Source organism: Peptostreptococcus equinus (genome assembly GCF_027125355.1).
GTDB lineage: Bacteria > Bacillota > Clostridia > Peptostreptococcales > Peptostreptococcaceae > Peptostreptococcus > Peptostreptococcus equinus.
In genome coordinates this window covers 703,681-730,189 of sequence record NZ_CP114052.1, presented here as the reverse complement: position 1 = coordinate 730,189, position 26,509 = coordinate 703,681, and the positions used below count along the sequence as shown (strand labels likewise).

20 protein-coding genes and 1 other RNA gene are annotated in these 26,509 nt (G+C 29.4%); 3 read left to right on the top strand and 18 right to left on the bottom strand.

The genetic code is table 11. From position 1 onward, the window contains the following. Positions 1 to 9: 9 nt before the first annotated feature. The 3 genes from O0R46_RS03790 to O0R46_RS03780 all read right to left on the bottom strand — a co-directional run bounded on the left by O0R46_RS03790 (position 10) and on the right by O0R46_RS03780 (position 5,010). Positions 10 to 3,657: an SPOR domain-containing protein gene (locus O0R46_RS03790; RefSeq protein WP_269312250.1), complete on the bottom strand. Its 3,648-nt coding sequence runs from the start codon at positions 3,655 to 3,657 to the stop codon at positions 10 to 12. Between the two features lie 193 nt (positions 3,658 to 3,850). Further along, an RNA gene (gene rnpB, locus O0R46_RS03785) (RNase P RNA component class A) lies at positions 3,851 to 4,182 on the bottom strand. Between the two features lie 42 nt (positions 4,183 to 4,224). Beyond that, positions 4,225 to 5,010, bottom strand: coding sequence for a glycoside hydrolase family 73 protein (locus O0R46_RS03780; protein WP_269312249.1), 786 nt, complete (start codon positions 5,008 to 5,010; stop codon positions 4,225 to 4,227). A gap of 204 nt (positions 5,011 to 5,214) precedes the next feature. Here O0R46_RS03780 and O0R46_RS03775 point away from each other — a divergent pair, with 204 nt between their 5' ends. After that, the gene (locus O0R46_RS03775) at positions 5,215 to 5,994 is read left to right on the top strand and encodes a threonine/serine exporter family protein (protein ID WP_269312248.1); all 780 of its coding nucleotides are present in this window, start codon (positions 5,215 to 5,217) and stop codon (positions 5,992 to 5,994) included. A gap of 1 nt (position 5,995) precedes the next feature. Next, positions 5,996 to 6,667 (top strand): threonine/serine exporter family protein, encoded by a 672-nt coding sequence (locus tag O0R46_RS03770; RefSeq protein ID WP_269312247.1) that lies wholly within the window; start codon positions 5,996 to 5,998, stop codon positions 6,665 to 6,667. A gap of 50 nt (positions 6,668 to 6,717) precedes the next feature. Here the strand turns inward: O0R46_RS03770 and pta are convergent, their stop codons facing one another. Genes pta through scfB form a run of 13 tightly spaced genes read right to left on the bottom strand, consistent with a single transcriptional unit; the run spans position 6,718 to position 22,608 of the window. Further along, entirely contained in the window at positions 6,718 to 7,692 is a 975-nt protein-coding gene (gene pta / locus O0R46_RS03765; RefSeq protein ID WP_269312246.1) for a phosphate acetyltransferase, read from the bottom strand. A 19-nt stretch (positions 7,693 to 7,711) separates the two neighbouring features. Then, the gene (locus O0R46_RS03760) at positions 7,712 to 8,164 is read right to left on the bottom strand and encodes a SoxR reducing system RseC family protein (RefSeq protein WP_269312245.1); all 453 of its coding nucleotides are present in this window, start codon (positions 8,162 to 8,164) and stop codon (positions 7,712 to 7,714) included. 13 nt (positions 8,165 to 8,177) lie between these two features. Continuing rightward, a complete protein-coding gene (locus O0R46_RS03755) occupies positions 8,178 to 8,492 on the bottom strand; it encodes a metal-sensitive transcriptional regulator (RefSeq protein ID WP_269312244.1) in 315 nt (104 codons plus the stop codon). Positions 8,493 to 8,521: 29 nt separating this feature from the next. Then, complete coding sequence (gene aspS / locus O0R46_RS03750; protein ID WP_269312243.1) at positions 8,522 to 10,306, bottom strand: aspartate--tRNA ligase; 1,785 nt, start codon at positions 10,304 to 10,306, stop codon at positions 8,522 to 8,524. A gap of 11 nt (positions 10,307 to 10,317) precedes the next feature. Continuing rightward, complete coding sequence (gene hisS / locus O0R46_RS03745) at positions 10,318 to 11,580, bottom strand: histidine--tRNA ligase (RefSeq protein WP_269312242.1); 1,263 nt, start codon at positions 11,578 to 11,580, stop codon at positions 10,318 to 10,320. After that, the gene (hemZ, locus tag O0R46_RS03740; RefSeq protein WP_269312241.1) at positions 11,570 to 13,108 is read right to left on the bottom strand and encodes a coproporphyrinogen dehydrogenase HemZ; all 1,539 of its coding nucleotides are present in this window, start codon (positions 13,106 to 13,108) and stop codon (positions 11,570 to 11,572) included. The genes hisS and hemZ overlap by 11 nt, the downstream gene beginning before the upstream one ends. Further along, positions 13,108 to 13,734, bottom strand: a complete 627-nt coding sequence (locus O0R46_RS03735) for an MBL fold metallo-hydrolase (protein ID WP_269312240.1) — start codon at positions 13,732 to 13,734, stop codon at positions 13,108 to 13,110. Before O0R46_RS03735 ends, hemZ begins: the two co-directional genes overlap by 1 nt. A gap of 10 nt (positions 13,735 to 13,744) precedes the next feature. Further along, complete coding sequence (gene dtd / locus O0R46_RS03730) at positions 13,745 to 14,194, bottom strand: D-aminoacyl-tRNA deacylase (RefSeq protein WP_269312239.1); 450 nt, start codon at positions 14,192 to 14,194, stop codon at positions 13,745 to 13,747. 15 nt (positions 14,195 to 14,209) lie between these two features. Beyond that, positions 14,210 to 16,429, bottom strand: coding sequence for a RelA/SpoT family protein (locus tag O0R46_RS03725; RefSeq protein ID WP_269312238.1), 2,220 nt, complete (start codon positions 16,427 to 16,429; stop codon positions 14,210 to 14,212). A gap of 42 nt (positions 16,430 to 16,471) precedes the next feature. Further along, positions 16,472 to 16,993 (bottom strand): adenine phosphoribosyltransferase, encoded by a 522-nt coding sequence (locus O0R46_RS03720; RefSeq protein WP_269312237.1) that lies wholly within the window; start codon positions 16,991 to 16,993, stop codon positions 16,472 to 16,474. Positions 16,994 to 17,005: 12 nt separating this feature from the next. Beyond that, complete coding sequence (recJ, locus tag O0R46_RS03715; RefSeq protein WP_269312236.1) at positions 17,006 to 19,477, bottom strand: single-stranded-DNA-specific exonuclease RecJ; 2,472 nt, start codon at positions 19,475 to 19,477, stop codon at positions 17,006 to 17,008. 59 nt (positions 19,478 to 19,536) lie between these two features. Beyond that, the gene (locus O0R46_RS03710) at positions 19,537 to 21,210 is read right to left on the bottom strand and encodes an ABC1 kinase family protein (RefSeq protein WP_269312235.1); all 1,674 of its coding nucleotides are present in this window, start codon (positions 21,208 to 21,210) and stop codon (positions 19,537 to 19,539) included. 24 nt (positions 21,211 to 21,234) lie between these two features. Then, a complete protein-coding gene (scfB, locus tag O0R46_RS03705) occupies positions 21,235 to 22,608 on the bottom strand; it encodes a thioether cross-link-forming SCIFF peptide maturase (RefSeq protein WP_269312234.1) in 1,374 nt (457 codons plus the stop codon). 156 nt (positions 22,609 to 22,764) lie between these two features. On the opposite strand from scfB, the gene O0R46_RS03700 reads away from it, so the two are divergent. After that, the gene (locus tag O0R46_RS03700; protein ID WP_269312233.1) at positions 22,765 to 23,685 is read left to right on the top strand and encodes a hypothetical protein; all 921 of its coding nucleotides are present in this window, start codon (positions 22,765 to 22,767) and stop codon (positions 23,683 to 23,685) included. Positions 23,686 to 23,873: 188 nt separating this feature from the next. Here O0R46_RS03700 and O0R46_RS03695 read toward each other — a convergent pair whose 3' ends face one another. Together O0R46_RS03695 and ptsP are read right to left on the bottom strand one after the other, a co-directional pair. After that, a complete protein-coding gene (locus O0R46_RS03695; RefSeq protein WP_269312232.1) occupies positions 23,874 to 24,518 on the bottom strand; it encodes a hypothetical protein in 645 nt (214 codons plus the stop codon). Between the two features lie 234 nt (positions 24,519 to 24,752). Beyond that, complete coding sequence (gene ptsP / locus O0R46_RS03690) at positions 24,753 to 26,471, bottom strand: phosphoenolpyruvate--protein phosphotransferase (protein ID WP_269312231.1); 1,719 nt, start codon at positions 26,469 to 26,471, stop codon at positions 24,753 to 24,755. Between the last annotated feature and the right edge of the window lie 38 nt (positions 26,472 to 26,509).

Genomic DNA, 26,509 nt, shown 5'->3' with positions numbered 1-26,509 from the left:
ATACCCCCTCTATTGTTTTTCTTTTAAAGCTTTTTCGTAAATCTCATCTAAATTCTTAACATATCCTGCATTTTTACCTGTAGATAATAATTGATTTTTTATATCGTCATAATCAGTTTTTAACTGTTCAGCACTTAAAGTTGGTATCCTTGTTTCAAATGCCTGAATTTTCAAGTCGTAATACTTATCCATTGCAACCACATAATTTTGAATACCTTTATTTGTTAATTTCACAGAGTCAGCATTAGCTTTATTATAATCCAAATAGTCACCGCTCTTTAGCATATAATATCCACTATTCCTAATTATTTTTGCATTTATACCCTTATTTGCAAAATTATTTTGTTCACTTTCTGCCGAATCTTTATTATTCGTAGCACCAATAAAGACTACATAATACTTACCTTTTCCATTTTTATATTGCTCTGCTTTTCTATCAAGCGAAGATGCTTTTTTCTCAGCAGAATTATTTTCTTTTTCTGAAGTAGTTTTTTCAGAAATTTTTGATGGATTTTCTATTTGTGAGTCAGTATTTTTGCCAATTGTTTTTGAATGTTTAACTTTATTATTAGTCTCCTCTACGCTTGGTAAATTAAAACTACTAATTATTTTTATATAAGCAAAGAATATTAGCACTAATATAAGCAATATTATTATTAAGTCTCTAGCAAGCTTTTTCTTTGATAAATTGCTATCTTTCAAATATCCTTCTTCTTTTTTTATTCTAGTTCTTAAACTTTTATTTCTATTCATTAGTGGAAGTGACTTTTTAGACTTGTTTAATTTTAATTTTTTATCTTTAGGTTTATAAGAGTTATCCACTTTTGTCATTTTCGACAATAACTCATTAGCCTTAGAATTCTCAGCATAATCTACATCTGTTTTATATTTAATTTCTTTATCATTTAAATAATCTTCATCATTTTCTTCAACTTCATTAAATGCATGAGAGTCATCTCCATTTGAAAGTGATTCGTTTACTTCTTCTCTATCAACAAAAAAACTAAATAACTTATTTTTCAATCCTGATTTATTATTTGTTTCTTTATACTCTTCATTATCAATATCTAAGTTATCAATAAATTGATCATTATCAATTTTTTTATCTTCTAAGTATGATTTAGAAAACTCATAATCAGTCTTTTTTGAGTTGAGTTCTTCAATCATTGCCTTATCCACAACCATTGTTTTTGTAGTTGATAACTTGACATCATCAATTTTTGTAGTCATATCCTTTTCGATTTTAGCAATATCAGCAACTGGAGGTGTAATATTATATACATCATTCGCTTTCATAGATTTCAATAATTCTAATTCTTCAAAAGAATTTTCCTTCAGATACTTATCCTGTTCCTCTGAATCAGATATTTTTTCTTCCTCACTTGTTTTATGTGATTGATTCTTATCTAATACTCGCTCATTTTTATTTCTAGTATTAGACTCTAAATCAATATCATTATTTATCTCTTTATTATTATAATTTTCCTTATTAGAACTATCTTCTAATTCCACTTTATAATCTACTGAATTTTGTGGTGTAATTATTGGAGTTACCCCTGTTTCACCATCTATTTTAAAATCAGAACGTATATTGATACTATCAGTATTGTCAATATTATTTTTTTTGTCATCTTTGTTAATATGATCATCTAGAGGATTTTGCACTATACTTTTGTTGTCATTCTCGTAATTTATGCGGATATTATCAGTTGATGAATTATTCTTTTTATTTTTTAAACCGTGATTTTTAATAGCCTCTAAATTTAACCTTTGAGTTCTACCTAATATAGGTTTAAACATATCATTTTCGCTATCAATTTGGTCCATTTCATTTTCTATTTTTTCTATGTCAGTAATTTTATTTTCTTCACCTATATATGAATCAACTGGACTTTCTAGATTTTCCAATTCAAATATTGAAATTTGTCCCTCAATTGTATCATCAAATAAATCGCTCTCTCTTTGAGACATACTTGAGCGTTTAACATAAGCATAGTCTTCTTCACTATATTCTAATTCTGGATTATCCTTAAAAGCTGACATACCATGTTTAGATATTTTTTCAGCTAGAGCACGCTCTTTTTTCAAAGAACTAATTTCACGCCTAAGATTTTCAATTTCCTGCTTTCTACTCTGTTCTCTGAGCTTTAGTATCGCAATAGCATTCTCATCTTGAATAGCATTATCACCAGTTTTTATATTTTTAATTAAAGTATTTTCAAATTCTTTATACGAATCAAATTTTTCGTCATCATCATATTCTTCAAATTCATCATAGTCATCATCTTCATAATCATCTTTATCTTTATTTAACTTGAAAAATCCACTCAATTTACTGGCCACTCCTGACTTTCTGCTATCATAGTCATAATCATCATCTTCATAATCGTTATTTTCATAACTTTCATAAGACTCATCATCAGGTGTTCTAAACTTATCAGTGAAACCAGTAAATTTACTTAATACGCTTTTTCCAAATTTATGATTTTCTTGATTATCTATATCTCTTTCTTTATTTTTTTCAAATAAAGACTTAATTGGGCTATCGCTTTCATTCGTTTCTACAATATTCAAACTCTGAGTTACATTCAAATCCTCAGTACTATCTTCTAAATATCTTTGCCCAAAAAACTTGCTATTCTCCATATTAAAAGCTGCATTTACTACTCTTTGAGAATTAACCCAAGTTGATTTATCTATAAATGTATGATTTCTAATTAACCTTTCAATTAAAGCCTCAAATTGATTTGGACTTATCAATCCTACAACATACATTCTAAATGCATTCATAAACATCTTTTTCTTACTAGGAGTAATGTAATCCATTAGCAAAGCAACGCAAGAAATATATTCCTTTCTCGGTTCTGGAAATTTATATGCAGCATCTTCTTCTATTTCTTCTATTTTTGTACAATCTCTAAAAACATCATTTATTTTTACTGAAATTTCTGGTGCAGAAATCATTGCCACATATTTTAAAAAGCTATTGCATTTTTCTTCATCAACCAAGCTATCAAGTTGCATATTTTCATCATCAACCAAAGCCTGATCCTTAAATTCAACTGTTGGAGATTCTGTAGTAAATAAAATCTCATTTATTTTTTTAAATATCTCATTCATAACATCTATTTTAGCTGATTCTGTACTCATTTCCAAAATCGGACTAAATTTCAGTACATCAGATGATATAACGCTGATAACCATGGCCAATATGTCTTTATAAAGATTTAATATTTTATAATCATTTTCAATCTTTTCAATTCTTTTTAAACCGCTAGTCCTATCATAAGACAAAAATATTTTTTTATCTTTATCATTCAAATACTCATTGCCATTTTTCATAGCCTTATTAACATACTCTCTTGATGAGTTTGTTATATTATTTATATTCTTTTCTATAGACTCAGTATTAAAAATAACATCATTTTGAATCCACAAATCCAAAATTGACTCTAATTTCTTGATAATTGATTTATAAAAAATTATATTGTATCTTAATATTTCAATATACTTTTCCTCATCTTTACCTACTCTTTCATATTTAACCTTTAAACCCTTATTTAATTCTGAATTTATTTCGTATTTTCTATTTATATATTTTTCATCCGCTTCACTTACAGCAAGTGAAATTAATTCTCTACCAATTTTATTGTTCAAATCTTTCACTCCTTTAATCGAGTTTTAATTTTCTTCAGAAAATCATTATTTTATCACATTTTATTATATCATATATTATACTTTTAATACCATTATTTACAAATAAACTTACTTATTAATTTATAAAATAATAGATCAATTTATTTACTCAATAAAAAAGTCAACTCGATTTTTCAAGTTGACTAAATTTCCAAATGGGAGCATAGCTATAAGCGGAGTTCTGTATTAGATAATCATCTTTCTAGATTTATTGTCACCAATAAATTCAAGCGGCCTACCTACCGGGAAGTGCGAGCAACACTCCTTATTCCTACTTTGGCCTTGCTCCAGGTGGGGTTTACATAGCCACATAGTCACCTATGTGCTGGTGAGCTCTTACCTCGCCTTTCCATCCTTACCAAAATGGCGGTTTATTTCTGTTGCACTATCCTTAAGATCGCTCTCACTAGGCGTTACCTAGCACCCTGCTCTATGGAGCTCCGACTTTCCTCACGTATTTCTACCTGCGATTATCTGCTATACTCTTTTATTATTCTATCATATTTCTTCTTATTTTAATATAAAAATTTATCTATCAAAAAAACTTCTACCTACTACTTTTTTATCAATTTCATATAGTTTATATTTCTCTATTGCATCTATCAATTTTTCTGCATATATTTTTTCACCTTTTACATTCTTAGTCGTAGCATATCCACCATCTTCTAAAGCTTGAGCCTGCACTTTATAATCCTTACTTTTAAAAATACCCGCATTTTTATATCTTTTATTGTTCAACAAGAAATTAGTATGATCTTCAATGCTTTCTTCCCATGAATTATACTTTCTAAATTTTGCATTAATTACATCATTATAATTCTCTCCTGTGCTAAATATTACATAGCCACCTCTCCAATTATTTGAATATTTAATACCAAAAAGATTATTTGCTTTTTGGGTTAATTTTGACTGTCCCCAGTTAGACTCAATTATTGCCTGTGAAATAGTAATTGAAGGTAATATTCCACTTCTCCTATATTCTGAAATAGAAATTTCTTCTATATTTTTTATAAATTCTTCTTTTGTCATATTCTTTTGATTTATTTGATTACTTTCTTTATATTCATTGTCAATATTTCTGAATACAGAAAATACAATCAATAAAATTACTGATAGGAATATAATGAAAAAAAGTATTTTTGCTTTACTAGTTTTTTTCCTATATTTTTTCTTCTTATATTTAGTTTTTTTTATTTTATTGTCATTATAAGTATAAGAATTTCTTTTCTTATTTTTGACTGAATTACTAGTTTTTGTATTATATTGCCGACCATAGGTCTTTTTAATATTTTTCTTTACGATAACATTCACCACTCTTACTTTTTAAATTATTATAAAACACCAACCTTAATTTATTTTAAGTATAATTTTACATATATTAAAGAAATTCCCCTATACATTTCCAAGTATTTGATGTATTATGTTCTTATCCAATTCAAGCATTCATAAATCTATTATGTTTTACATAATAAATATATGAATTCTTTTTTTGCAATAAATAAAATGGAGGTAATAATTTTGAATGTCAACAGATTAGATGACAAAGATTACAAGATTCAAACGCTAAAATTAGCACTTTTTCTTGGCGAACTCTTAATTAAAAATGGAGCTGAAACTTATAGAGTTGAAGATAGTGTACTTAGAATTTGTAAATCAAGAGGATATACACACATAAACTGTTTTACAACACCAACTGTTATTATTCTTTCTGATGATAAGTTTGATGGTTTATGTTTTATGAAAACTATAGATATCAGGGGTATTAATCTAGCTAAATTATCACTTTTAAATAGTTTTTCTAGAGATTTCGTAAACAAAGTGGATCCAGATATGAACGAAGAAATTGAGGAATTGCATAGAATAGATAAATTAAAGGGCTATTCTTCAAAAGTAATTTACATTTCGACTGGATTAGCTTCAGCACTTTTTGCCGCTATGATTGGTGGGAATGAAATAAATATATTTATTCTTACAATATTCACGTCTATGTTGAGTGCATATATATATGATCAGATTATGAAGTATAGCAATATTATAATTTTCTCTCATTTAATAGCTTCAATCGTAATTACTTCATCTGGTTTTATACTTCATAATTTAGAACTAATTCATTCTCCAACTACATTGATAGTTGGTTCAATAATGCCTTTACTGCCAGGAGTTGCTTTTGTTAAATCCCTACGTGATTTAATTTCTGGTAATTTGGTATCTGGTACTGCTAGATTTTTTGAAGTTATTATGATATTGATTGCCATAGCTTCTGGCGTGGCTCTAGTACTCGGAATAGGAGGTGTATAAAATGACAACTATGCCATTATGGCAACATTTCGTATTTGCAGCTTTAGCGACAGCTGGATTTTCGATTTTTTTCAATACTCCTAAAAAGTTACTTAAATATGTTGCAGCTGTAGGAGGTCTAAGCTGGATGGTATATTTATTCGGCGTTAAATATATAGAAAATCCTGCTCTTTATTCATTTTTATCAGCTTGCGTAGTAAGTATATGTTCCGAGGTCTTAGCAAGAAAATTAAAGCAACCGGCAATAATAATAATAATACCTGGCATACTACCATTAATACCTGGTATAGGTCTATATAAAATGGTCTATAACATTATGATTAAGGATTATTCTACCGCCGCTACAGTTGGTTCAATCGCATTTGTTAATGCTATTGGTATAACTTTGGCTATTGTTTTTATTACTTCTATGGCCAAAGTATTTAATCTATATAAATTAAAGAAAGCCTTCACAGAAAATGATGCTCTAAAGTATGTAAATTGGGTAAATTTAGGTAAAAATAGAACTAATACAAGATATGTATTAAATAGAAAAGAATTAAATGATAATCTTAATTCACTAAACATTGATGTTGAAAAGAAATATGTTAATGAAGATGACATCAATAGAATGGAAAGATCTATAACTGAAGATTATGTAGAGGATTATGACAGCGAAAAAAATTTTAGATAATATAAAAGCCATAAATGTAAATTACATTTATGGCTTTTATTAATCAATAATTAATTATGTAAACTTTGACAAGCAGTAATTATACTTAATTTGTATACATCTTCTTCACTGCAACCTCTCGATAAATCAGTGATTGGCTTATTCAAGCCTTGAAGTATTGGACCTAAAGCTTCAAATCCACCTAATCTCTGAGCAATCTTGTATCCTATATTACCAGCTTCTAATGATGGGAATACAAATACATTTGCATGTCCAGCAACTTCTGAACCTGGAGCTTTTTGCTGACCAACTGATTCAACTATAGCTGCATCAAATTGGATTTCACCTTCTATAGGAAGGCTTGGGTCTAATTCTTTAGCCATCTTTGTAGCCTCTTCAACCTTTGTAGCTAAATCGTGCTTAGCTGATCCTTTAGTAGAAAATGATAGCATAGCAACCTTAGGATCCACTCCAAACATTTTCGCAGTCTTTGCACTTTCCACAGCAACTCCTGCCAAACCTTCTGCATCTAATTCAATGTTAATTGCACAATCAGAGAATATATATCTAATATCACCCTTAATCATTACAAATGCACCACTCGTTCTGCTTACACCTGGCTTAGTCTTTACTATCTGTAAAGCTGGTCTAACTGTATCACCTGTAGAATGTACAGCTCCACTGACCATACCATCAACCAATCCCATATAAGTCAACATAGTACCAAAATAATTTTCATCTTGAAGTAATTTTCTTGCATCTTCTTGACTAACTTTTCCTTTTCTTCTTTCAACAAATGATTCTACCATCTTGTCAAAGTCGGTATATTCCTTAGGATCTATCACTTCAATTCCCTCAATTTCAAAAGCTTTTTCTTTTGCTATTCTAGCAATTTCACCTTTGTTACCAATTAATACTGGTACTAAAATTCCCTCTTTGTGTAATTTAGTCGCTGCTCCTATTATTCTAGGTTCAGTTCCTTCTGGCAAAACTATTCTAATATTTTTACCATTAATTTGTGACTTCAATCCTTCGATTAATTCCATTTTTACCTCCAATTTGCTATTATTTTATAGCATTTAAATCTATTAAAATTCTTGATACTACTGGCATATACCTTCTACTCTCTCTAAATTTAGAATCTTTAGATTTAATAATTATATACGATATAATTGTGAGAATTATACCTATAGCAAAGCTAAGAATTTCTAAAATATTTTTTTCTAGCTGGTTTTTTAACAAAAAGTACGAACCAACTGTACCAATTATAAGAGAAAAAAGTGGTATACCATATACTATCCCTATTGCACCTAATACATTCATATCGTCCATATTGACTTCTACTGTATCTCCTACTTTAGCTCCTATATTGTTCACTACTTCTACCATTATCTCTTGACTCTCACTAGTTGTAGAACCTATACATTTACCACAACTAGCACATGCAGATAATCTCTCCATTTTAAATAATGCCGTATCTTTATCAATTATTTCTACTATATGTCCTTTTTGATCCATTTTTCTCCTCCTTTTATCTGGAGTACTTGTTCAACATATCAATTAACTCTTTTATCATTTTATCTTTATCAGCTTCATTATTTTCTATTGCATCAGAAACGCAACCGCTAATATGATTAGATAATATAATATTACCAACTGAGCTCATGGCAGATTTAACTGCAGATATTTGATTTAAAATATCAATGCAATATCTTTCTTCTTCTACCATATTTTGAATGCCTTTTATCTGACCTTCTATTTTTTTTAATCTTCTTATCAGTGCCCGTCTATCATTATTTGGGTTTAATTTTCTTACTATTAACTCTTCTTTCAAATCTTCACCCATGATCTCACCCCTCAATATAAAAAGTAAACTTAATCTTTCTGTATATCAACCTTGATACTTAATTCTTTTAGCTGAGCATCTTCTGCTATTGAGGGTGCGTTAGTCATAGGACAAACTGCATTTTGATTTTTAGGAAATGCTATTACTTCTCTAATATTATCTGCTCCAGCAAGTAGCATAACTAATCTATCCATACCAAATGCTATACCACCATGAGGAGGTGTACCAAACTTAAATGCATCAATTAAGAACCCAAATTTATTATACGCTTCTTCATCAGAAAAACCTAGTGCCTTGAACATTTTTTTCTGTACTTCTGCATCTGAAATTCTAATAGAACCACCACCTATTTCATAACCATTTAATACAATATCATAAGCCTTGGCTCTTAGGGATAATTTATCCTCTCCATTTATTTTGTCCAAATCTTCATCCATCGGTGAAGTAAACGGATGGTGTTTTGCTACAAATCTACCATTTTCTTCATCTTCCTCAAATATCGGAAATTCAGTCACCCATAACAAATTAAATTTATTTGCATCAGCAAGTCCAAGTTTTTCTGCAACAGCTATTCTCACTTGACCTAATGAATCAAATACCACAGAGTCCTTATCGGCAACAAATAATAGTAAGTCTCCTGGTTTTGCATTCATTTCTTTAACTATTGAGTTTAATTCATCCTCACTAAAGAATTTTGCTATAGGTGAAGTTACTCCCTCTTCAGAAATCTTCATCCAAGCCAATCCCTTTGCTTTATAAGTTTTCGCATGATCTTCTAAATGACTTATAGCTTTTCTAGTAAAAGCTTCTGCTCCATCAACTACATTTATACCTCTTACTGAGTAGCCTGGCTTTGTAGCATCGGAAAATACTTTAAATCCACAATTTGCTACCAATCTACTAATATTTACAAATTCTAAACCATATCTAGTATCTGGTTTATCTGATCCATATTTATTCATAGCGTCTGCATAAGTCATTCTAGGAAGTGGCAAATCAATGTCTTTATCTAAAGTTTCCTTAAAGACTTTTTTAATTAGACCTTCCATAATAGACATTACATCATCTTCTTCAACAAATGACATTTCACAGTCTATCTGAGTAAATTCAGGTTGTCTATCAGCTCTTAAATCTTCATCTCTAAAACATTTAACTATTTGGAAATATCTATCCATACCACTAACCATCAACAGCTGTTTGTATAGCTGTGGTGACTGTGGTAAAGCATAAAAACGACCTTCATTTACCCTTGAAGGTACAAGATAATCTCTAGCTCCTTCCGGTGTAGGTTTAACCAAAAATGGAGTTTCTATTTCACAAAAATTATTTTCTGATAAATAGTTTCTAACTATACTTGCAACCTTATGTCTCATCATAAGATTTTTCTGCATTTTTGGTTTTCTAAGATCTAAATATCTATATTTCAATCTTAAGGCTTCACTTACTTCATCATCGTCTTTTATATATATCGGTGGTGTCTGTGAAGAGTTCAATACTCTTAACTCTTCGACGAATACTTCAACATCACCAGTAGACATATTAGGATTTTTTGATTGTCTTTCAAAAACCTTACCCTTTATGGCTATTACATATTCACTACCTAATTTTTCAGCTTTTTCAAAAGCTTCCTTGTTGACATCAGCATCAAATACTATTTGAGCCATTCCTTCTCTATCTCTTAAATCAACGAACACTAGGCCACCAAGATTTCTCTTTTTCTGAACCCAACCCATTAATATTACTTCTTCTCCTATATGAGAATCTTTTAAGTCACCTGCATAGCAAGTTCTTTTAAAACCTTTTAAATTATCCAAGTTTATACCCCCTATAGTAAAGACTTTAATTCATCAACAAGTTGGCTTAATTTTATAGTCTTTTGTTGAGAGTCTTCCATATTTTTTAAATTTACTTCATCGTTATTTATTTCATCATCACCAATCACTACAGTATATTTTGATTTTATCTTATTAGCATACTTAAATTGAGCTTTCAGACTTCTATCCAAGTGGTCCTTATCAGCTGAAATATGATTTTCCCTAAGTTCTTTTAATATAGAAAATGACTTAGTTTTAGCTAATTCTCCTATAGTAACAACATATATATCTATTTTATTGTCATTTTCTATTTCTATGTCATTAGCTTCAAGTGTTAACAGAAGTCTTTCAGCTCCTATTGCAAAACCTACGCCACTATACCCCTTAGGCCCACCTATCTGTTCGACAAGTCCATCATATCTTCCACCACCACAAACTGTTGACTGTGCACCCAAGTCATTTGATATTATCTCAAAAGCCGTTCTTTTGTAATAATCTAGACCTCTAACTATTTTTTTATCTACAGTATATTTTATTTCCATTTCATCAAGATATTTCTTTAAATTATCAAAATGTTCCTGACAATCTGGACATAAGTGATCTGCAATTAGAGGTATATCTTTTATGTTTTCCTGGCATGTTTCAACCTTACAATCTATAACTCTCATAGGATTTTTTTCACGTCTTTCATTACATAAATCACACAATAAGTCAGATTTTGATTCAAGATATTCTTTTAGCAATTTATTGTATGGTTCTCTACATACTGGACAACCTACCGAATTTATAGATACCGACAAATCTTTTAGACCAAGTTCATTTAAAAACTGCATTGCCAATGAAATTGCTTCTGCGTCTAAAGAAGGACTATCACTTCCTATTGCTTCCACTCCAAATTGATGAAATTGTCTTTGTCTGCCTGACTGAGGTCTTTCATATCTAAAACAAGGTGTAATATAAAATAACTTTGTAGGCTGAGCATCTGCGAACATTTTATGTTCTATAAAAGCTCTTACTACACCTGCTGTGCCCTCAGGCTTCAGAGTTAGATTTCTTTCACCTCTATCAGTAAAAGTATACATTTCCTTTTGTACTATATCAGTAGTATCGCCTACACCCCTTTGAAATAATTCAGTATTTTCAAATATAGGAGTTCTTATCTCTTCATAACCATATAATTTGCATAATTCCTTAAATTTATTTTCAACATAATTCCATTTATAAGAATCAGAAGAAGTTATGTCCTTTGTTCCTCTAGGAGCATTAATCGCCATTCTTCCTTACCTCCCTAATTTTTTTATTTATCATATCATCTACTCTTTCTAGATAAATTTCTAAGTTCTTTACATCATCTACTCTTTCTAATCTGTCTTCATCCAAATATACAAATTTTGATACAGCTCCTGCACCAAATGCCATATTTGTCTGTCTTTCTTCCATAATCTGCATATTATACAGACATTCAAAGCCTTTTTTAGAATAACCAATATTTTCTAAATTACCTAGCATATGTTTCTGCCTATACATATAATATGGATTATATCCATTTTTTGACAGCTCTTCTTTACATATAGAAATCATATCTACCATATTATTGTAGTCAGTAAATCCCTCTCTATACTTTTCTATATTCATAGAAATTTCTGATGTTCTTTTTAAAGCTAGAGTATGAACTGTAATATTTTCCGGATTTAACTCTAATATTTCTTTTATAGTGTTTTTAACCATATTTGGATCTTCACCAGGAAGTCCAAGTATCAAATCCATATTTATATTATCGAATCCCATTTTTCTAGCCAATTTAAATACGCTTTTTATATCATCAACACTGTGTTTTCTTCCTATTTTGAGCAATGTATCTTCATTCATAGATTGAGGATTAATGCTGATTCTAGATACCTTATGATTTTTTAAAACTAAAAGTTTTTCTTCATCAATTGTATCAGGTCTACCAGCTTCTACTGTAAATTCTTTTATATTAGTAAAATCTAATATATTCTTTAATCCAGACATTAATCTATCCAATTGCTTGGCTTCAAGTGATGTAGGAGTTCCTCCACCAATATAAAGAGTCTCTATTTCTTTCTTACCTTCCATTATCTGCCTGTGAGTTCCTTCAATTTCCCACAATAGTTTTTCTATATACTTATCCCTTACATCTCCAAATTCACTTAGGGTATTTGATGGAAATGAACAATATACACACCTACTTGGACAAAATGGTATACTCACATACATTGAAATTTTATTTTCTGATAATGGATAAATAAATTTCCTTTCTCTTTTTGCTATATTTAATATAAGCTCCAATTTTTCCTCACTTATAAGATATTTATCAATCATAAATTTGCCAATTTCTTCATAATCCATACCTTCATCTAGCAATGAATGAATTTTTTTAACAGGTCTAATCCCTGTCAGTATTCCCCACGGTAAATCAATTTTATATTTATCTACAAAATATGGGTACATAGATTTTTGAATTACTCTTTTAGACATAGTCTTAACTATATTATCTATTTTTTTATTGTTTTTTGCAAATTTTTTTTCTTCTAATAAATATTCTTCTTCTATAGAATTATTAAATAATATCTCTCCATCTGAAATCACTTGACTAGTTGCACTTACTCTTATCTTTTGGTCTGTCTTTCCAATATAAAGCTGACTCATTAAAATATCAACTTGGTTTATAACGTCAAAATCTTCTGAGCCATCTATAAAAGAAAACTCAGAAGTAAAAAGTTTCAAGAACTCAGCAATTTCATATTTATAATCATGTCCTTGTAATAAAATTTTTATCATTATACCACCAATTTCATATAATAATTTGATTTCTTTTCTTCACCTAGTGTAGAAGATGGTCCATGACCTGGATGTATTCTAATTTGATCTTCCATCCTACTAAGTTTTTTAAGAGACTTAAGCATCTGATTATAGTCTCCTCCATATAAGTCTGTTCTACCTATTGATCCATTAAATAATGTATCACCTGTAAACATATCATTTTCACATCTTATACACATACCGCCTGGAGTATGTCCTGGTGTAAAGAAAAATGAAAAAGTATGTTCACCCATTTTCAATTTATCTCTATCATTTACATATTCGTCTGCATCAAATTCTATTTTTTCCTGATAAAATTCAGTACTTAAATTCTTGCTTGCATCATTTAATAATTCTTTTTCATTTATAGATGCCACTATCTTTGCACCTGTGATTTTCTTTAATTCTAGAACGTCACCTATATGATCTGCATGTCCATGAGTCAGCAAAATATAATTAACTTTTAAATTGTTTTTATTAATACATTCTAACTCTTCTTTTATATTTAAAGATGGATCAATTACAGCTGCCTCTTTAGTTTGTTCATCATATATTATAAAAGTATTCTGCTGCATCATTCTATCAGCAATAGCTTGTATTTTCATATAATACCTCCTAAAAATTTTTATTTGAATCTATTAGTAAAGTTACTGGTCCATCATTTATTAGTTCAACCATCATATGAGTTCTAAATTTTCCAGTCTCAACGTGTATACCATTATTTCTTGCTTTTTCCACAAATTTCATATATAAATCATCAGCCATTTCTGGTCTAGCAGCATCAGAAAACCCTGGTCTTCTTCCTTTTCTACAATCTCCAAATAAAGTAAATTGACTAACCACCAATAATTGTCCACTTACATCCTTTAATGATAGATTCATCTTGTCATTTTCATCTTCAAAAATTCTTAGATTTATAATCTTGTCAACCATATAATCTACGTCTTTTATTGTATCTTCTTGGCCAACTCCTAATAATACCATTATTCCTTTTTTTATTTGCCCAGTCAATTGACCATCTACTTTAACATTTGATGATACTACTCTTTGAACAACTGCTCTCATAATTCACTCCTATTTTTATTTTCCATGAACTCTATATGCATCTTCAATACCAGGAACATTCATCATCTTTCTAATCAAAGTATTCAACTGTTCAATACCATTTACTTCTACTATTAAATCAATAATTATTCCTATACTTTGTCCCCTTCTTGCATATATACCTACCAAAGCCACCTTTTCATTTGAAATAACATGTGTAACTTCGTTTACAATACCTCTTCTATCATTTGCTTTTAATTGTATTTCAGCTTCAAATCTAGAATCATTATCCTCTATCCATGAAACATTTATCATTTTATCTTTATTCTTTTCTTTATCTCTTAATATATTTTCACAATCTGACCTATGAACTGTCACACCTCTACCCCTAGTAATATATCCGACTATTTCGTCTCCAGGAAGTGGATTACAACATTTAGCAAATCTAACATAAATTCCTTCCAGACCATCCACCTGTACACCAGTATGTCTTTTTTCTGTCTTTTTATGTTTATTTTTATTTTTTTCTACCTTAGTATGTGCTTCAACATTTTCTTCTTGGCTTGCTTTTTGCTCTTTTTCAAGTCTTCTTGCATCTTTCAAAAGCATGTCTTTTACTTTATTGGCTACCTGGGTACCAATGATACCACCGTAACCTATTGTTGCAATAAAATCTTCATAGTTTGGCTGATTAAATTTAACACCTACTTCTTTTAATGCATTTATAACATCTTGATCATTTTTGTCTAATTTATTTCTCTTTAGCTCTCTATCTAAAATTGCCAAGCCTCTTTCATAGTTCTCTTCTTTTCTTTCCTTTTTAAAGAATTGTCTAATTTTATTTCTCGCATTTGAAGTTTTTACAAGTCCTATCCAGTCTCTACTTGGACCTGGAGAATTAGCTGATGTCAATATCTCTACTATAGTACCATTTTGTAATTTTGAATCCAAAGGGACTATTCTTCCATTAACTTTTGCTCCTACACATTTATTACCTACCTTGGAGTGTATTCTATATGCAAAGTCAATTGGAGTAGATCCATTAGGTAATTCAATTACCTCACCCTGTGGCGTAAATACATACACTTGATAATTTAATACATCATCTTTCAATGCATCTAAGAACTCATGTGGATCTGTTACATCTTTTTCCCATTCCATCATTAATCTTAGCCACTGCAATCTTTCATCTATACTAGAAGGATCTTTACCTGTTATACCTTCCTTGTACTTCCAGTGAGCAGCTATACCATATTCAGCTATATTATGCATTTCATGGGTTCTAATTTGTATTTCTACTGGCTCTCCATCTGGACCAATAACTGTCGTATGAAGAGACTGATACATATTAGGTTTTGGCATAGCTATATAATCCTTAAATCTTCCTGGCATCGGCTTCCATAAAGTATGTACTACACCAAGAACAGAATAACAATCCTTTACAGAATCTACTATTACTCTTACAGCTGTCAAATCATATATTTCATCAAAACTCTTACCTTTATTCTTCATTTTTCTATAAATAGAATAAAAATGCTTTGGCCTTCCATAAACTTCACATGGAATTTCCAGTTCTTTAAAAGTCTTTTTAATAATTTCTACTATAGATTCAATGTATGCAAGTCTTTGTTCTCTTTTCATGTTCACTTTGTGAACTAAATCATAATAACCATCTGGATCTAAAAATCTTAAAGACAAGTCCTCTAACTCCCATTTGATTTTAGATATACCTAGCCTATGAGCTATACCTGCATAAATGTCTAGGGTCTCTTGTGCCTTATATTTTGCTTTTGAAGAATCCATGTACTCTAATGTTCTCATATTGTGTAATCTATCAGATAGTTTTATTAGTATTACTCTCATATCTTTAGCCATTGCTAAAAACATTTTTCTAAGATTTTCTGATTGAGATTCTTCTTTAGTCATATAATGAATCTTACCTAATTTTGTAACACCATCAACTAAAACAGCTACATCTTTACCAAACCATTCTTCTACCTGTTCTAATGTATAATCCGTATCCTCTACTACATCGTGCAATATGCCAGCACATATTGTATCTATGTCAAGTTGCATATCTGCTAAAATATTAGCTACTGCAATTGGATGAATAATATAAGGCTCACCTGATTTTCTATACTGTTCTTCATGTGCTTTTTTGGCAAGATCGTAAACTCTAGCTACCTTTTCGATATCAGCATTAGGCGCATAACTTTTAATTTTATCTATTAATTTTTGTAAATCTGTATCATACATAATGTCACCTCTTCTCTTATCAAAATAGCTAATAATTGATTCTTATTCAGCAGAATATGAAACTAATGAATTTACATTATATTGCTGTAATTTTTCTCTACCATTTAAAAATTCTAATTCTATAACAAACTCAAGTATTACCACTTCTCCACCTAATTTTTCAATTAGCTCAGTTGCAGCTTTTGTAGTTCCACCTGTAGCAAGTAAATCATCGACTATGGCTACTTTCATTCCTGGTTTTATTGCATCTTTATGAATTTCTAATATATCAGTACCGTATTCTAAATCATACTCATATGATTCCACTTCTGAAGGAAGCTTTCCTGGCTTTCTAATTGGCACAAAACCTACTCCTAATCCATACGCAACTGGCGTACCAAAAATAAAACCTCTTGCCTCTGGTCCAACTACAATATCAACATCATAAGCTTTAATATCATTAACCATTTTGTCTATAGTATATTTAAAAGCTTCTCCATCGCCAATCAGTGTAGTAATATCCTTAAAACCTATACCTGGCTTTGGAAAATCCTGTATATTTCTTATTTTTTTTTCTAAATTCATAAATTCCTCCATTTAGTTACCATATGTAACATTGTATTTTTTTATAATGTTTTTTAATTTAATTACGACTGAATTTTCTTCTAAGGATAATTTCTTAGCAGGTTTTGGCAAAAAATTAAAACAAAGTATATCATTCTCGTAGTTAATTTTATAATTTAATATTTGGGCATTTTTAAAGGTTTCCAATATTATCATAATCTTCAGCGGACTAAATTTTTGAGATTTAATAAATTTAGAATATGTAATTTTATCTTCATTAATACCCATAAGATGCTTGTAAATAACTACAAATTCATCCCTATCAAACTCCATATTTCTTATACTTTTATTCAGATATATAAAATCTTGATTCCCAAAATTCATTATAACTTCCGTATCCTTATTTTTTTTGCAATAAATAAATAAAAGTTCGTCTAAATCATAAAAATAGTCATAAATAATAATTTTATTATATACTTTAATATCATATTTATCAATATTAGATAAATAAGCTAATTCAACATTTTCAAACTCCAATAAAGATGAATCTGACTTCGACCTACAATATCCCTCTATAGTATTATATAAAACCAAGGTGTTTTCTTGATATTGACTTAATATATTTTCTTCTCTTTTGATTTTTCTAGATAATATCTCTTTTTTTTGATCAAAAAACTTATTTTCTTTAATTTCATTACACATATCCATATTTTTAATCAAATATTCATCATTTTTTTCACTGTTTATTTTGTTCAATAGCATATAATAAATTTTTTCATTTAAATATATGTTATTTTTCATGTTACAAGGCTTATTAAGTTTAATATCCTTTATCATAAGTTGTAGCTTTGTGTTACCCATATATGTATTTTTATTAATTGTAAATACTATATCTATTAAATCTCCAACTTCAAAATCATTCAATAAATGAGCTAGTCCAAATCCTACACAGTCAAATTCTTTTCCATTTTCAATTATAAGTTTTATATGTTTTTTATCTTTGCCCATATAATAAACGGCTTTTACAAGACATTCCTGCATCATAAAATATGGTGTTGGATTTCTAATACCAAATGGCTCTAATATATGCAGTTCTTCCTCGAGGTCCAACGTTAAATCGTCAGCTTTTATCATGTATTCAATACCAATATTTTCTATCAGATCTTGTTCTTCTAATCTATAATCTGCTATTTCATTAATGATTTTTCTAAGTTCTTCAACTTTTGTCTCTTCCATTGTCATACCTGCAGCTTGCTCATGACCACCAAATTTCATCATTAAATCAGAACACTTACACAATGCTGAAAAAATATCGAATCCTTTTATTGACCTGGCAGAACCAACAGCTATACCATCTTCATCAGAACATAATAATATTGTGGGTTTATAATACTTTTCAGTTATTTTTGATGCTACAATACCTATTATACCATGATGCCATCCTCTTCCAGATAGAACCAATACTTTATCTTTTGAGTAAGATTTATCAGATCTAATCCGATCTTCTACTTGATTGTATATATAAGATTCTATATCTTGCCTTTCTTGATTCTTCAAATTCATTAGTTCTGCAATTTCAAAAGCTTTATCAGAATCATTCTCTATAAATAATTCAACTCCTAACCTAGAAAAGCCCAATCTACCTGAAGCATTTATTCTTGGACCTATAGCAAACCCAAGATGCGAACTTCTCAGCTTTTCTTTATCTATTGCACATACTTTTATAAGAGCTTCCATACCCTTGTTAGCTCCCTTGCCCATTATTTCCATACCATTTTTAACTATAATTCTATTCTCATCTAAAACTGGCATGACATCACAAATAGTAGCAAGCGCAACTATTTCTAAATATAAATTTATATTGGCAAAAAAATCTTCATCTCCACTCAATGCATGTATAAGTTTAAATGCTACACCACACCCACAAATTCCTTTAAATGGATATTTACAATCTTCTCTTTTAGGGTCGATTACTGCAACAGCTCTTGGTAATTCTTCTTGTGGCTCATGATGGTCGCTAATTATTACATCTATAGATTTTTCTTTTGCATATTCTACTTCTTCAACAGATGTAATACCACAATCAACAGTTATAATTAAATTAGCTCCCATTTCTTTTATATGGTCAATAGCCTCAATATTTAGCCCATAACCCTCTTCTAATCTATTTGGTATATAAAAATCTACAGGATAGTTAACATGATTGAAATATATAAGCAAAATTGATGTAGATGAAACTCCATCTACATCATAATCTCCATAAATTACAATTTTTTCTTTTCTGCTTATTGCATCTTTTATTCTGGATACCGCCTTATCCATATCTTTTAACAAAAATGGATTCCTTAAACTTTCAATTTTAGGATTAATATACATATCCAGTTTTTCTTTTTCATCAATGTTTCTATTTATTAAAATTTGCCCTATAGAATCACTTATTTTCATTTCTTTTATCAAATCATTTGATTGTGGACTTGATAAAGTTTTTAGATTCCATTTTTTCAAATATATTCCTCTTTTCTACTATTTAAAAATATCGTTTCAAATATATTTATTATTCAATACTATTTTTTACCTCTATAATTATTTTTTAATATCATAAATACCAATGTAATACCAATTATAAAAGATAGTATGAATCCACTTATGCCCATATATTTTATGAGTCTATATTTTTGTATATTATTAGAAGACAATATCAATGACGATCCTACTATACAAGCCGCAAGCATTATACTCATTGAAACTTGAGTAGTAAATTTCTTAATGTTATCTTCTAGCTTGGGAGATCTCATTTCTCCAATATCTAATTTCAAGTTATTTTTTTCTAATATAGTTAATATACTCTTTAGCTGATTTGGAACGGATATTAATTCAAAATAATATTCATCAATATTAGACTTAGCTTTTGCAAAGTTCTTTCTAATGTCTAATTTCTCTTCTTTATAATATTTCAAATATGCACTTGCTATTTCTTCTACACTAAAATTCTTGTATAGTCCCCTAGATGTACCTTCTAATGTTATGACTGTTTTACCTAAAGTGACTAACTGTCTAGGTAACTTTACCTTATGTGTTCTCATAAATCTAAATACTTCATTAATTATTTCAGATATGCTTAATTCTTCAAAAGGCAAGTCATAATAATAATGCATCAAGTATAAAATATCTCTTTTTAGAGCCTCCTTATTCACTTCTGTGCCAATGGCATCCATTTCAACTAGTATCCTTACTATTTTATCTATATTTTTATCTGTTGAAGCTATAATAAGTTGATTCAAAATCGTTAGAGTTTTTGAATCAATTATACCTATCATACCAAAATCTATAAATGCTAGTTTGAGTCCATTTTCTCTTACTATAAACAAATTCCCTGGATGTGGATCAGCATGAAAAAAGCCACAAGTCATAACCTGCTTAAAAAATGCTTGTACACCGATATCAACTATTGTTTTTTTATCGGATTCATCAACAAAAGTATTATCAATATCTGATAAACATATACCCTCTATCTTTTCCATTACAATTATTTTTTTACTAGTATATTGATCATATATGTAAGGTATTATAACATTTTTTTCATTTTTAAATATATTTTTAAGTTTGTTACCATTTACACTTTCAAATTTGAAATCTAGTTCTCTTAATAACTGTACTTCTATTTCAGAAATCAAATCTTCAGCATTAATATTGAGCTCATCATTAAAATTTGCAAGTCCGCTGGCAAGCCTTTTTAATATGGTAATATCTGCTTTTATAATATTTTCTATACCGGGTCTTTGTATTTTAATTACTACTTTTTTACCATCTAATAGCTCTGCTTCATATACTTGAGCTATTGATGCAGCAGCTATTGGATTCGGACTTATATATTTAAATATATCTTCTTTTGGGCATTCTAATTCATTTTCCAAAATATTCATAGCGACTTCATTGGGAAATCTCTCCACATTGTCTCTTAATTTAGAGAGTTCAATAATCATATCATCGTCCAATATATCTTTTCGAGTGCTTAGAATCTGACCTATTTTTATATATGTAGGGCCTAATTCCTCAAATGCCATTCTAAGCCTTTGAGCAGATGATAATTTTTTTATATCATTTTTAGGACTATGAGTCATCATCTTAGTCGCTACAGAATCTTTATTAAATTTTTCAACTATGTATCCAAATCCATAAGACATCATTACTGATGCTATTTCTTTGTACCTGCCAAGATATTTATAACTAATCCTCATTTTATCACCTTTAGTAGTTTACAATTATTGTCCTTGAGTCATTAATTTTGCCTGTATCATTATTGCACATTCTGTTCTTTTTTTCTGCATCTGGCATCCAAGGTCATATGGTTGTTTGATATCTCCATTAAAGTTTATTGCATTAGCATGGCATCCTCCAGAACAGTAGAATTTATTCCAACATTTCTGACAAGCTTCTTTGTTATATACATGAGCTTCTCTAAACATTGATTTTATTTCTTCAGGAATCTCAATTTCTTCATCATTCAAGTTTCCTAATATATATTCATCCTTGCCAACAAATTGATGACATGGATATATATCTCCATTTGGTGTAATTGACACATATTCATTTCCTGCACCACAACCTGTAATTCTCTTTATTACACATGGACCTTGATTTAAATCTATTGTAAAGTGGAAAAACTTATTTTTTTCTCCCTTTAATTGTCTTTCAGCTAATTCAATAGCATAATCCTCATATTCTTTAAAAATCATTGGTAAATCCGAATCTCTAAGAGCAAAGGGGTTTGATTCATCGTCAACTACTGGCTCTATAGAAGTAAGTTCAAATCCTAAGTCATAAAAATGATTTACATCCTTCGAAAAATCAAGATTATCTCTTGTAAATGTACCTCTTACATAATAATATTTGTCCTTAGGTCTTTGAGACACTAATTTTCGAAACTTCGGTACTACTATATCATAGCTTCCCTTATCATTTACTGTTGGCCTCATTCCATCGTGTACATCTTTTCTACCATCTAAAGATAATACAGCATTATGCATATTTTCATTTATAAAGTTTATCTTTTCATCATCTAAAAGAACCCCATTTGTAGTGATTGTAAATCTAATGTTTTTTCCAGCAGGTTTTTCTTTTTCCCTACCATACTTCACTAATTCTTTTACAACTTCCCAATTCATAAGCGGTTCACCACCAAAAAAGTCTACTTCAAGATTTCTTCTATTCCCACTTCTTTCTATTAGAAAATCAATGGCTTTCTTACCTATATCAAGTGGCATTAGTTCTGCTCTTCCACCGAAATCTCCCTGCTTTGCAAAACAATACTTACATTTCAAATTACAGTCATGTGCCACATTTAGACATAAAGCTTTTACAACTGGCTGTCTATTCACAAAACTTGGATGGTCTTTATACTCATCTATGCTGAAAAGTAATCCTTCATTTTCAAGTTCCTTTAATTCATTATAAGCATCTATAACTTTATCCTTTTCATATTCATTAGCTAATAGCTCAATTATCTTAGTTAAAGTTTTTTCTTCATAAAAATCTAATATTCTATATGATATATCATCAACAAGATGAACAGCTCCACCATTTACATCCATTACTATGTTAAAACCATTCATTTGATATTTATGTATTAATTTCATATATTACCCTCCAAGTCTATTGCATTTTTTATAAATAAAATTATACCATTCTATATTATATCATACTCCTGTCAAGTATAATAAATAAAGTTTATATTTTTATTTTTTTACATTTGTGTTATAATGTGCATATATATTAACATGGAGGTGAAGATATTGAATATATTGAAAAAATCAATGTTAGGTATCTTAGCAACTAGTTTAGCACTATCTACAGCTGCTTGTACTAGCCAAAAAAAAGATACTACTAACAACACTACAACTACAAGTAAAACTGAGTATATAACTGATATTAATAAGGATAATGTGGACAAAATTATTGTTGAATACAAACAGACTTTATCATACTATAATGATTTAAAATCTAACTTAAAGACTATTTCAGATGTAAATAAAAACTCAAATCTTGAAAGTGATTTAGCAAGTGCTAAAGAATCAATTACTACTAATGCAGGATTGGTAAAAGATGCAAAGGTAACATACAAACCACTTGCAGATGCGAAACAAAATCTTAGCGACATGTATGATTTATCATCAAAGATGGCTGATACAGTTATAAAGGATAAAAATTCATACGAAAAGAACGTAAGCGAATATAACGTTAAATTTAAAGAGTTCAAAAAACAGATGGATCAAATTAGACAGGATATAGAAAAGGTAAGAGGTAAAAACTCTACCGATACTGAAGATACAACAAAAGAAGACAAAAACAATGAGTCAAACAACAAAAATGACTCTAGTAACAAATCAAATTCAGATAAGGAATCTTCTACTAGCAAAAAAGAAAGATCTACTGATATCGAATCAAAGAAAAACCAAGCTACTGCTAAGGAAAGTGGCAGTACAGTCATACCTTTTGTAAGTAGTCTAAATACCAGCTTAAAAAATGATATAGCTAGTGCTGGAGCTAGAGAAGGTGAACAATTTAAAAATGCAGGTGGATCAAAAGCAGAAGCTAGAGCTAAAGCTTCAGAACTATTTGACGGATTTGAAAATGACTCACCAATACAATCAAGTGAAAGAAGTGAGGCAAAACAAATATTTATAGAAGCCTTTATGAATGCATATAGTAAATAATAAATTTAAGCTACGGATAAATTCCGTAGCTTTTTACTCTTTACTTATTTTTTGATTTAATTTTAATAAATCTATTCTTTTACTAATATACATTAAATTAAAATGTAATATAAAATAAAAATAAGCAGGTTTTACCCTGCTTATTTTTATAGTGATTATGGTAGTGTTTTGTAAACAAAACGTAAAAGCTAACTTACAAGAGCCAACTTTAGCTCTTCATTTCTTGATTTTATATCCGTGTTATCAGTAGCATCCATTACTAAGGAATATCTTTGTCCTTCTACGTAAAATACTATTATCTTCTGATTATTATAATTGTATTCTCTATATTTATCCATTTTCTTTAAATATACATCCATATCAGTTGCTAACGATGAAGCTTGCATATTTAATTTATATTTTGGTTCTGATTTTAATAAAAGATTTACAACATTTCTAATCTCTCCATCAGTATATTCCTTATACTTATCCAGTATCTTTGTAAGCTGATCAGAATTAACATATAAGTCAATATAATCTTGATTTATATTACCATATTCATCTTGAGCCTTTAATGAGCTTATTTCATCCTTATTTACAAGCATGACCTTATCAAAACGAACATATTGATCTAATTCTTTAAAACCTTCATTTCTTATTTCAACAAATCCTTCAATCTTACCTAAGCAAAATGATTCTATGGAGTCTTTGCAAAAAGTATTGGTAATCGGCAATATTTTTACTTGACCATCTTCTTCATTTACATCAATAACAACTGCATGATCCAAAGAATAAGTTTCTTTATCTACATTTTCTATCGCAAAAAAATTATATCTAACAACATTACCTAACATAACTATTACCTCCATATTTTTGGGAAATCAATTTCCTTAAATATATATTAGCACAATTAATTATATAAGTCTAGACTTTCAAGTATATTTTTTATTTGTAATATACTATTTCTTTTTATTATGCTATACTAATCCTTTTTAAATATCTAAATTCATTGAAATATTAAAAATATGATAATGTGAAATAATAAAAGGACCGTAAAACGGCCCCTTAATATATTATATATGCTTATATTATTTTCTACTAGCAATGAAATCATCCATATATTTTTCTACTTCTTCAGCACTTTCTAAATCCAGCACTTCTTCTGCCAATTCTATCATATCTTCTTCGTTTAAAGACTTTATTAATCTTCTAGCTCTTAAAATTGATATTGGAGACATTGAGAATTCATCAAGACCAAACCCTAATAAAATTGGTATCATTTTCTCATCTCCAGCTGATTCTCCACACATACCTACCCACTTTCCCTCTTGGTGTGCATTATTAATTACTAGATTTATAAGTCTTAATACAGCAGGATTAAATTGGTTGTATAAATAAGAAATTTTTTGGTTCATTCTATCAACTGCACATGTGTATTGTACTAAATCATTTGTTCCTATTGAAAAGAAATCTACATGCTTTGCAAGTATATCAGATATAATTGCTGCAGATGGAACTTCTATCATCATACCAATTTCAACATCTTTAGAATATAAAATAGATTCTGAACTCAATTCTTCCTTTACTTCTTCACAAATATCCTTAGCTTTTAATAATTCCTCTAAAGAAGATATCATCGGGAACATTATTCTCAACTTTCCATGCACAGAAGCCCTAAATAAAGCTCTTAGTTGAGTCTTGAAAATTTCAGTTTTGTCTAAGCAAAGTCTAATAGCTCTATATCCTAAAAACGGATTCATTTCTTCATCCATATGAAAATAGCTTAGCTTTTTATCTCCACCTATATCAAGTGTTCTAATTACTACTGGCTTATCCTTCATTCCTTCTAAAACTTTTTTATATGCCTGATATTGTGTTTCTTCATCAGGGAATTTATCACTATCCATGTATAAAAATTCAGTTCTATAAAGACCTACACCTTCTGCATCATTATTAATAAGACCTTCTAAGTCATTCGGTGTTCCAATATTTCCAGCCAACTCAACTTTTCTACCATCAGCTGTAAGTGATTCTTGGCCTATTAATTTTTCCAACTCAAGCTTATCTGCTTCAAAAACTTTTTTCTTTTCTTTGTATTCATTGATAATAGATTTTTCAGGATTCACTATTAGCACTCCATTATCTCCATCAAATACTAGTATATCTCCATCCTTAATACTAGTAGTAGCATTATCTATACCTACTATTGCTGGTATTTCTAAGGTTCTAGACATTATAGCTGTATGAGATGTTCTTCCACCAATATCAGTTAAAAAACCTTGCACTTTTTCTTTATCCATTGAAGCCGTATCAGATGGTGTTAAATCATGGGCTACCAAAATCACCTCTTCATCTAATGAAGATAAATCAACCACTTTTATACCTAATATATGTCTTATGACTCTATTAGTTACATCCTTAATATCTGTTGCTCTTTCTCTCATATATTCATTATCCATTGATTCGAATATACTAACAAACATTTCTTTTGTTTCATTTAGAGCAAAATCAGCATTTACAGTTTCGTTTTTTATCTTATTTTCAGTCTCACCTATTAACTCAGGATCTTCTAATACTAAAAGATGTGCTCCAAATATTTCAGCTTCTTCTTCACCTACTTCATGAGCCACTTTATTTTTTATCTGTTCTAATTCTCTTTTAGATAATACAATTGCATCTCTAAGCTTTTTTATCTCTGCCTGAATATCTACATTTGTTTTCTTATCAATTTTTATTTCTTCATTTTTTATTACTAAAGCCTTACCTATAGCAATACCAGGTGAAGCTCCTATTCCCTTTAATTCCATATGAATTCCTCCACAGTCCGATAAAAATCATAAATAAT